We start from the raw sequence: 5,286 nt of genomic DNA, 5'->3' as shown, positions 1-5,286 counted from the left end.
AGTCAATATGAGATGATAACTAATAACTTATATGCGGTCATGCTTCGCCCTCTTCTCTTCAAAAGTGAGATGCACCCCAGCCATTTTGCCTGTTCCAAGATTTGATGAAAAAGACTTTTGCAAGAAGTATATTGAGAAACAATCTTGCTACAAAACAATTATTTGATTTGTTTGCTCAATGATTGTCGAAGGTGCGTCGCTCTGAAATTGTTGCTCTTTTTTTGAGGATTATCGATAGCGACACACCCTACAAATAACTCGCGAAAAGACAGTCGCGAGCGGGACGCTCGCACTATTAATTAATTCGGCAAAGCCAAATAGGGAAAATTCGGTTCTAACGGTTTGTGTCCCTGAGCCGGATTCCCCGGAGCTCCGTTATAAGAAACATTATCCCCAACCGGAGAACCCACCAAAGCTCCCAAAGTGATATCAACAACATCGTCCAAAAGCAAACGACCTCCGATCAAACTTCCTTGAGCATTTGCCGCACTACCATAGCCGCTGGGCCTTGTGGTATCGATCCGCAGGACATCCGGTAAGAAAGCTTTGGCGATCGCATTTGCATCAACATTATCCTTACCATCTAAAAGATCCACAGCATTCAGAGTTGCAACAGCTTCCTGCCGCACCGGAGCAGCAGCAGCGCTCAAATCCAATCTCGGAGAAATAGTATTAAACGCTTCCAGAAACTGCGGAGTAACTATCAAAGCCTCATTGAGTCCCGGTCTCGCCAAACGCTCAAACTGTTTGAAACCGCCAACTCCATCTCTCACAGAAACAGTTGACCAAACATCAAAAGTATTCGCGCCTGTTCCTGCTTGCAGAAATGCCTTCGGAACGCGCACCGTTATGGTATTAACGTTGTAACCCTTAGCAAAATCTAGCGCTTTCCCCGGTTCCTTGAAACCGACTTTCGGCCCCGTTCCCAAAGCCCCAGCCCGGACTCGGAAAAATTGTTCCACATCAAAGAAAAACGGATCTTCCCGCAAACCTGCAAATACAGTCAAGTTAGAACCGCCCACAGGTACTGTATTCAAAACAGCATTAGAATTCAGAGGAGTTGTGGCAATTAAACCGCCATTAACCGTAGTCTTAGTAGTGGTCTCGGAGCCGCCGCGCACAACAGCGATCGCTACCGCTTGCATACCTTTACTGTTAGGCGGACTGAAGGCAAACCGCAAGATAATATCGGCGCGTCCAGTCGGTGTAGAATTTACATCGCCTACCTGCGTGATGTGAAATTGGTAAAGAGCTGTAGTGCTGAAATAATATTGATAGCGGGCTACAGACCGGGGATTTGTATTCATAGTAAATACTAAATCTCCGTCCGCAGCACTAGAATTTTGGTCTTTTTCGCGATAGACGTACAAGTCGGTTAAATTGACAGCGCGACCTTTGATATCGACTTCGCCGTCATCGTGGTCGGAAGCGGCAATTATCCCGGGAGTTAATACAATAATTAGAGCTGCTTCAAGCGCTAATATGATTCGGCGAATTTTCTTGGTTAGTTTCACAGTTAGCACCTATCTTTTACTGAGATTTTTACAAAAATTAATGGCAAATAACCCACCTTCGCGGGTTTTACTTTTGTCGCAACAGGTTCAACTTGTTAACCTGTTGGGCTTTTGGGAGGTTGCTGAGCCTTCTTGTAATTGGTATACGCAGGTTTTGCTATTTTGGATCTGTGCTGCAAGATTAGGTATGAAAAAGTATGCAGAGGTGATAAACTGCAATATAAATCGGAAAAATTACAATTCAAAGCATCACAGAATTAGCCCACAAAGGCATACTTATGATTGCCTCCCCAATTGACTTACAATTATGGTCTATAGTGATATACGCCGAATATTTAATTTTGGATCTGTGCACTCAAAACAAAATTTTTTAGGTACACTGAGATGACAGGGGAAAAGTCAAGCGATGAATCGCTGCTGTTAGCGCAGATTGCCCAGAAAGACCAAGCAGCATTAGGTAAACTGTACGATCGCTACGGTCGTGCAAGTTACGGTCTCGCTTACAAAATTTTGGGTTCGGTAGAAGAAGCTGAAGAAGTTGTGCTCGATGTTTTTTCCCAAATTTGGCAAAAAGCAGCAACTTACGATCCTAGTCGCTCTCGAGCGGATACTTGGTTGTTTATGCTTACCCGCAGTCGTTCCCTCGATCGCCTCCGAGTGTTGCAGCGAACAGTCCGCGCCGCCGAAGCTTGTCTGGAAGATGCTAAAATTCCGTCTTCGCGTATTGCAGAACCCATGGAAGATGCAATGCTCGAAGAACGCAGCGCCCAAGTCATAGCAGCCCTAGAAAAACTGCCAGCAGAACAGCGCATGGCGATCGAACTAGCCTATTACGAAGGATTGACTTGTGCGGCAATCGCCTCTAAACTCGGTATCCCGACAGGTACAGTTAAAACTAGAATTCGGTTGGGAATTTCTAAGTTGCGCCAAACTTTGAGCCAAGAATTTTAGATTGTAAAAAAACAAAATTTAAATTGTTTAATATCAATCTAAACTTATGGCATCTCCAATCTTCCATCTTTAGTGCAATGGCAAAAACAAATCTAAAATCTAAAATCTAAAATCTAAAATCTAAAATTGATAATGCCGGAGAACAGATGGAAATGATGCCAGACGAGGAGTTTAATATGCTTGCAGCGCTTCAAGCTCTCGATACCCTCGATGAGTCAGAACGCCGCGCACTTGCAGAGAAATTGCAAGCATCCCCAGAACTTCAAAGTGAATTAGCGGCCTTTGAAACAGCAGTTTCTGCGATCGCCTATACAGCCCCTGACCGAACTTTAGCCCCCGACCTAAAAAACCGCTTGTTCCAGCGCATAGCGGAACTACCAATTGTTGCGTCGCCCACAGAGAACAATCCGCCATCTTTAATTGTGCGATCGCAGAATGTCAGATGGAAATCTTTTGGAGTTCCGGGAATCTCGATCGGCAAGCTTTATCTTGACAAAAAAAAGCGCGAAATTACTTGTTTGATGCGACTAGAACCGGGAGTAACTTTTCCCGCACACCGACACGCTGGTTCGGAGGAAGTGTTTGTATTAGAAGGAGATTTAATTGTAGAAGGGGAAGTTTGCCATCAAGGCGATTATATTCGATCGGTTCCCGGTTCCACACATTCGCCCATCACAGAAGGGGGATGTTTGTTGTTAATCAAAAGTTCTACAAATAACGAAATGCTTGTTTGAATCCATACCTAAATCTATTGTGAGACGCGCATCTTAATAGGAAAAATTTGGTGCATCTCATTTTGCCAAGGGCGAAGCATTTAGGCACATAATTTATGAGTCAGAACCAGAGATTTACTGCCGAAATGCTATAGCCCATACGAGTATATTTGCATTCATTGAGATGCACCCGAAAAATTGGATTAACATCAAATCAGATCGCATCCTACTGTATTCATCTCTATCTTCTCTCTCTGTGTTCTCTGCGCCCTCTGCGGTTAAATAATTCCGATACAACCGGAAACAATATAAAGCCGGAACTCCAGGACAAATTAAAAGAAGATGATTCATTACTTCAAGTAAGAGGGCCCAAGCCCAACAACGTCCGCGAATATGAGAGCTAGATCCGCTATAGGTCGTTGTCAACTGTCAACTGTCAACTGTCAAAGGATAGTGCCATGCTACTAAATTACTGGCGTTTAACTGCTGTGATGTCCGCCGTTATTATACAATTTGTTCCGGCCAAAAGTGCGATCGCCCAAGAACGCGAAGGCTGTTTTCTGGTAAACTCAGCGGGAGAAGTAATTAACTTAAACCAGTTGTGCGCGCCCCAAGAATCGGGAATTAAGCTGACAGGAGACGACGGGAAATTTATCGAAGACTACAAACGCTTAGCAAAAAGCTATTCTCCAGATGCCACAAACGCTTTACTGCAAGGAATTCAAAGTAGCCCCAGTCAAAAAATTGCGGCGGCGAAAAGGATCTGTGCCCAAGCAAAAGCGGGAGTTTCTCTGCCGGAAGTTAAATTAAGGGCGATCGGACAAGCTGGTAGTATCGAAAATCCCACGGCTAAAGAAAGTTTTCTCGCCGATGCCGATATTATCACGACTCTTGCAGGTAATCATTATTGTCCAGAATTAGCCAGCAAGTAAGATTGTAAAATATTTAGAGACACGGCAATCCCGCGTCTCTATTTGTAGTTAAAATATGATTAATATTCCTCTGGTCGCGCCACGACTCAGGAAATTACCCCGCATGAGATGAAACATTTAAAATCAAGTTCCGCTGATTTGCGGGATTTATTCAAAGACAGTATCACCGTTAAATACCTCGCAGAACCGCTAAAATCTGTGCCTGCGGGCGAAGATGCAGCTAAATTGCGATCGTGGATGGAAGCGCGCGATTTTGATGTACTCGGGATCGAAGAAAACGGGACAGTTTGCGGCTATGTAGAACGATCGCACTTAATGACAGGTAAGTGTAGCGATTACCAGCAAATTTTCCACCCGTCGCAGTTAGTCGCCGCCGCGACTCCGTTGATGGAATTGTTGCCGCTGTTGCGAGAAAAACCGAGATTGTTTGTCTTGGAAAGCAACCGCATCAACGGGATTGTCACCTGCGGCGATTTGCAAAAAGCGCCGGTGCGGATGCTACTGTTTGGGTTAGTGACGCTGCTAGAAATGAATTTATTGCGGATTGTGCGGATCTACTTTCCCCACGATTCGTGGCAAAAGTTGCTGAAGGGCGATCGCATTGTAGCAGCAAAACACCTGTGGGAATTGGGGCGATCGCGAAACGAAGCAATTGACTTGATCGATTACCTGCAATTCTGCGACAAGCGAGATTTAATCCTGACGAATGTCGAAATAGTCGATCGACTCGGGCTCAAATCCAAACGTTACGGTGAGCGTTTTTTGAAGTCAGCAGAAGCATTGAGAAACAAATTAGCACACGCCCAAGATTTAATCAACGGTTCTTCTTGGTCGGAAGTAATTCTTCTCGCCCAGGAAATAGAAGCGCTGTTGCAGCGATGCGAAGAAATTGAAATTGCTGCACCCGCTGAATTACAATACCGGGCGGTTGAAACCGCGTCTATACAAACCAAACCCGCCTCCGCGGGTTAAAGAATGGGCGGTTAAATTTAGGTTGTTTTCTTTACACCCTCGCTTGTTAGGGCATGATTTGTATAGCAGCGATTTCAATCGCTTTATTTCTTAGTCGGCGTCCGGCGGACATCGTTTGTGTAGACGCGATTTCAATCGCCGAGTTCGATCTTTATTTCTTAGTCGGCGTCCGGCGGACATCGTTTGTGTAGACGCGATTTCAAT

Annotated in this window: 5 protein-coding genes; 4 read left to right on the top strand and 1 reads right to left on the bottom strand. The window is 44.8% G+C overall.

Annotated elements, in window-relative coordinates; all coding sequences use genetic code 11:
- Positions 1-299: 299 nt before the first annotated feature.
- On the bottom strand, positions 300-1,514 hold the full coding sequence (locus QT974_RS20135; RefSeq protein WP_333470200.1) for a DUF4331 domain-containing protein: 1,215 nt from the start codon (positions 1,512-1,514) through the stop codon (positions 300-302).
- Positions 1,515-1,898: 384 nt separating this feature from the next.
- Here QT974_RS20135 and QT974_RS20130 point away from each other — a divergent pair, with 384 nt between their 5' ends.
- From QT974_RS20130 to QT974_RS20115, 4 genes are all read left to right on the top strand, one after another.
- Positions 1,899-2,465: a sigma-70 family RNA polymerase sigma factor gene (locus QT974_RS20130; protein WP_333470199.1), complete on the top strand. Its 567-nt coding sequence runs from the start codon at positions 1,899-1,901 to the stop codon at positions 2,463-2,465.
- Positions 2,466-2,617: 152 nt separating this feature from the next.
- The gene (locus QT974_RS20125; protein ID WP_333470198.1) at positions 2,618-3,199 is read left to right on the top strand and encodes a cupin domain-containing protein; all 582 of its coding nucleotides are present in this window, start codon (positions 2,618-2,620) and stop codon (positions 3,197-3,199) included.
- A gap of 437 nt (positions 3,200-3,636) precedes the next feature.
- Positions 3,637-4,110, top strand: a complete 474-nt coding sequence (locus tag QT974_RS20120; RefSeq protein ID WP_333470197.1) for a DUF732 domain-containing protein — start codon at positions 3,637-3,639, stop codon at positions 4,108-4,110.
- 108 nt (positions 4,111-4,218) lie between these two features.
- Positions 4,219-5,082 (top strand): hypothetical protein, encoded by an 864-nt coding sequence (locus tag QT974_RS20115; protein WP_333470196.1) that lies wholly within the window; start codon positions 4,219-4,221, stop codon positions 5,080-5,082.
- Positions 5,083-5,286: the final 204 nt, after the last annotated feature.

This window comes from Microcoleus sp. BM001215392 (assembly GCF_036700185.1).
Taxonomy (GTDB): Bacteria; Cyanobacteriota; Cyanobacteriia; order Cyanobacteriales; family Microcoleaceae; genus Microcoleus.
The sequence above is the reverse complement of the archived record's forward strand: the minus strand, read 5'-3'. Positions and strand labels throughout refer to the sequence as shown.